This is a genomic window from Bradyrhizobium sp. (genome assembly GCF_049798375.1).
Taxonomy (GTDB): domain Bacteria; phylum Pseudomonadota; class Alphaproteobacteria; order Rhizobiales; family Xanthobacteraceae; genus Bradyrhizobium.
Genome location: NZ_JBARGP010000646.1, coordinates 1 through 4326, shown reverse-complemented (window position 1 = coordinate 4326; position 4326 = coordinate 1). Strand labels below are relative to the sequence as shown.

Annotated in this window: 3 protein-coding genes; 1 reads left to right on the top strand and 2 read right to left on the bottom strand. The window is 64.8% G+C overall.

Annotation, left to right across the window (positions count from 1 at the left end; all coding sequences use genetic code 11):
- On the bottom strand, positions 1–2075 hold a 2075-nt coding region (locus tag WA702_RS25345; protein ID WP_425113283.1), incomplete at its 3' end, for a marine proteobacterial sortase target protein.
- Between the two features lie 185 nt (positions 2076–2260).
- Here WA702_RS25345 and WA702_RS25340 point away from each other — a divergent pair.
- Positions 2261–3022, top strand: a complete 762-nt coding sequence (locus tag WA702_RS25340) for a helix-turn-helix domain-containing protein (RefSeq protein ID WP_425113282.1) — start codon at positions 2261–2263, stop codon at positions 3020–3022.
- A gap of 132 nt (positions 3023–3154) precedes the next feature.
- Here the strand turns inward: WA702_RS25340 and WA702_RS25335 are convergent.
- Positions 3155–4326, bottom strand: a 1172-nt coding sequence (locus WA702_RS25335; RefSeq protein ID WP_425113281.1) for an ABC transporter substrate-binding protein, incomplete at its 5' end; no start/stop codon positions are given.

Below are 4326 nucleotides of genomic sequence, written 5' to 3'. Positions count from 1 at the left end.
CGCTCGGTCGGAGGCGTCGGCAAATGCGGGCGCTCGCCGAACACCTTTGCGAAATCCCAGCCGGCGGGCAGGTCGATCGGCAGCTCGCTGAGCGTGAGATGGGCGCCCTCTGGCCGGCGCGGCGTCTCGTCGACCGCGACCAGGCTGGTCAGCCGCGTCACCAGATGATGCTCCAGCGCCAGCCTGAGGATAGCCTTGTCAGCGTCCTCTGGCGTGAGCTGCCGCATCGTGCGCGCCACCTCGGCATCCCCAATCTTGCGGCGCGCCCACAATTTCGAGAGGCCCTTGCCTTCGGCAGCGTTGGCGAGCGGCAGCGTCATGCTCCAAGGGCGGTCGCCGACGCGGCCCTTGATCTGCAAGGAGCCTGCGAGCCTGTCGAGCCTGGCCGCCAGCACTAGCGGCTCGCCACGATAGACGTCCGGTGTGATCGCCGGCGTCAGGTCCGCGGATGCGTCGGAGAAGGTTGCCGTGAGCCCGGTGACTGCGGGATTTTCCAGCTTGTTGAACAGGTCCCGCATCCGCTCGTCGACCTGCTCGACCGAGCCGACATGGGTGAAGGTGCCGCGGCCGAGCTCGGCCGCGCGCGTCATCAGATAGGTGTTCGGCGCGGAGCCGATGCCGACCATGAAGATGCGCGAGCGGCCGCGCATCGCCGTGATGGTGTCGAACATCTGCTGCTCGTTGCCGATGGCGCCATCGGTCAGGAACAGGACCTGACGAATATGGTCGGTATCGGCGCCATCATCGGTCAGTGCCGCGCGCATCGCCGGCAGCATCTCGGTGCCGCCGCGCGCCTCCAGGGCGTCGACGAAGCTGATCGCGCTGCCGAGGTGTTCGACATCGGCCGGCACGGTGGCCGGAAACAGCACGGTCATCGTGTCGTCGAAGCGGATCACGTTGAAGCGGTCGCCGGGCTGCAGCCGGCCCAGCGCGTACAGGAGACTGGCCTTGGCCTGCTGGATCGAGGCGCCGCCCATCGAGCCGGAATTGTCGATCACGAACACGACCTCGCGCGGTCGCGGTTGCTGGGTGGCCTGCGCGGTCGCCGGCGGGGTAACGAAAGCGAGTAGATAGTCGCTGTCGCCGACATGCTCGCGAAATAGCCCGACCGATGGCGCAATCGTCGCCGCCGGTTTCCAGGTCAGCTCGAAATCACGGTCGGCCGGCACAAAACGATCCGCAAGCGTGACGATGCGCGTCGTCTCATCGGGACTTTCGATCTTGACTTGATGATGGTGACTCCTGACCTCGCCTAGCGGAAAGCCGGCCTGGAGGTGCACGGTGATGCTGGTCGGATTGACGGGCGCATTCTCCGCAGGATTGAGCACCTCGGGCGTGATGCGATCGCGATCCGGCACGGGATCGCTGCCCGCCGCGCCCCAGCCATTGCCATCGGCCTGCAGGTCGACGCTCTGCACGGTCGGCGCCGGATTGTAGCGCGGCGCCACCACGAGCGGCACGCGCAACGAGAATTCGTTGCCGCTCTCGGCGACCGGCTCCTGATATTCGATCTGCACCAGCACCGTCTCACCCGGGCCGATATTGGCGAGCGAATTGGTAAAGACGTTCGGCCGCTCCTGCTCGGTCAGCGCGGCGGTCTTGCCGTCGCGCCTGGCGTTCTCGTAGATGACCCGCGCCTCCTGGCGCGCCTTGATATCGCCGATCACGATGTGATCGCCGATCACCATCTTCAGCGTGTCCACCGCGCCGCCCGCCGGCAACGGATAGACGTAAACTGCCTCCATCCAATGATCTGTCGGATTGCGGAACACCTGCGTGACCCGCGCCCGCGCGGTCGGGCCGGAGACGGTGATATCGACATCGATGCCGAGCCGCGGCGCCTCGCTCGTGCCGTCGTCGGTCTTGAACAGCAGCGAGCCGGCGCGCGCATCAGCCGGCTTCATCATGGCGGCCGATGGTCCCTCCGCCGACCAACTCGGCACGACGTTCAAGAAAAGTGCCGTCAGGCCGACCACCAGCACGGCGCCGGCTTGCACCAGCAGAAACAGCAGCAAGGTGGCCATCCGTGCCAGGATCGAATGAGAAGAGCTGTCGATGTCGTCGTCGAGGGTCATTGTCCTGCTCCGCAAGGAAGATCGCGTGCGGCAAGCGTGCGCGCGGTGGCCGGTGGCGGCGAGCAGAATGATCGGCCTTGTCCGGCCGCGATCCGCCAAGGCGGCACGCGCTGCGGCGGCTTTGTCCGGGTTTGTGCGCGAATGTCCGTCTGCTAGAAAGGTGCCGGTTTGGAGCAGGGGGCAGGATGTCGATCCCGGACAGCGAGCTATCCGACGAGCAGAGCCGGCAGGTCGCGGATCTGATCCGCGAGGAGATCGCGCGCCGGCGCATGTCGCGGCAGGCGCTGGCCGAACAGGCCAAGCTCAGCCTCTCGACGTTGGAGAAGGCGCTCGGCGGCCGCCGTCCGTTTACGCTCGCGACGATCGTGCGGCTGGAGCAGGCGCTCGGTGTGTCCCTGCGCAAGGCGCCGGTCGCGCCAGCCGCGCCGCCGGCGACCAATGGCGACATCGCGCCGGACAGTCTCGGCGCCTATTCGCGTCGCGCAGTGACCTGGATCGAAGGCACCTATGTCACGGTGCGGCCGTCGTTCGGCGACAGCGACGCGGTCTATGCCTATCGCACCGAGATATCGTGGGACGCGGCCGCCTCTTCGCTGGTGTTCCGCGAGGGCGAGCGGCTGGACAAGGCGTTCACGCAGTTCGGCGAGGTCGCCGTGCCCAACCAGTCCGGCTTCATCTATCTCGTCACCAATCGCCACGGCCAGCATCGCCTGATCACCGTGTCGCGGCCGACCATCACCGGCGAGATGTACGGCATCATCACGACCTTGCTGGCCGGACGCGGCTCGCTGCTGACGCCGATCGCGGCCCCGATCGCGTTCTTGCCGGCGCATGCGATCACTGACCCGACGCTCGGGCGGGTGACATCAGGCGACCCGAATTACACGATCTATCGCGCGCATCTGCGCAAGACGGTGGAAGAGCCGTTCGCGCTGTTCGTGCATTAGCTGCATCGTCGTCCCGGCGAACGCCGGGGCGCCGCGGTCGTCATTGCAGGCCCCAATGGTTGATGCCTTCTTCCGCCAGTAGCCTTCGGTGGTCGTCCCGGCTTTCGCCGGGACGACGAACTGAGAGATCAGCTAGCCTCCGACCTCGGCGCTGATGATATCGCCAAACAAGTCCCACTTGCCATTCTTGAACTGCATCATCTTGAGCTGTTCGATCGGGGCGAAATCGGTCGGGCCGGTGTTGACAGTGATGCCCGGGATCAGGGTATCAGGCGCAAAGTTCTTCAGGCTCGCGGCCTGCTTCATCACGTTCTCGCGCGTGAGATTGTCGCCGCACTGCTTCAGCACCTGCACCATGGTCTGCGCCGCGGCATAGCCGTACACGAGACTGGTGTCGGAGATGTCGGCGCCGGGCATGTACTTCTCGGCGAAGGCCATGAACTTCTTCATGCCCGCATCATCCTTCCATTGCGGGTCGGACGCGTCCTTGAGATAGCCGGCCGAGAGCACGCCCTCGGATGCGTCCAGACCCGCCGGCTTCATTACCGCGCCGATCGAAATCGAAACGTCGGTCATGACCTGCATCGGCTTCCAGCCGAGCTCGGCGATCTTCTTGATCGCCTGAGCCGCGAATTTCGGCGTGGCGATGTTGATGAAGACGTCGGCGCCGGTGTCCTTGAGCTTGACGATGTGGGAGTCGATCGAGGGCTCGGTGGTCTCGTAGCTCTCCTCGGCTACGATCAGGCTCTTGGCCTTGTCGCCGAAGATCTCCTTGATGCCGGCGACATAGTCCTTGCCGAAATCGTCATTGGCGTAGAATACCGCGACCTTCGCGTTCGGCTTCTCCTTCATAATGTATTTGGCGAAGATGCGGGCCTCGACCCGGTAAGAGGGCTGAAAGCCCATGGTCCAGGGAAATTCCTTCGGGTCGTTCCACTTGCTGGCGCCGGTGGCGACGAAGAGCTGCGGTACCTTCTTGGCGTTCTGGTATTTCTGCACGGCGGTCTGCGTCGGGGTGCCCAGTGCGTTGAACACCAGGAACACCTCGTCACTCTCGATCAACTTGCGGATCTGCTCGACCGTCTTCGGCGGGCTGTAGCCGTCGTCATAGGAGATGAAATTGATCTTGCGGCCGCCGATGCCGCCCTGATCGTTGATCATTTTAAAATAGGCGTCTTCGGTCTTGCCGATGACGCCGTAGGCGGAGGCCGGCCCGCTATAGGCCTCGACATTGCCGATCTTGATCTCGGTGTCGCTCGCGCCGGTATCGTACTTCTTCTGCGCGAATGCGCCTTGGCTCGCCA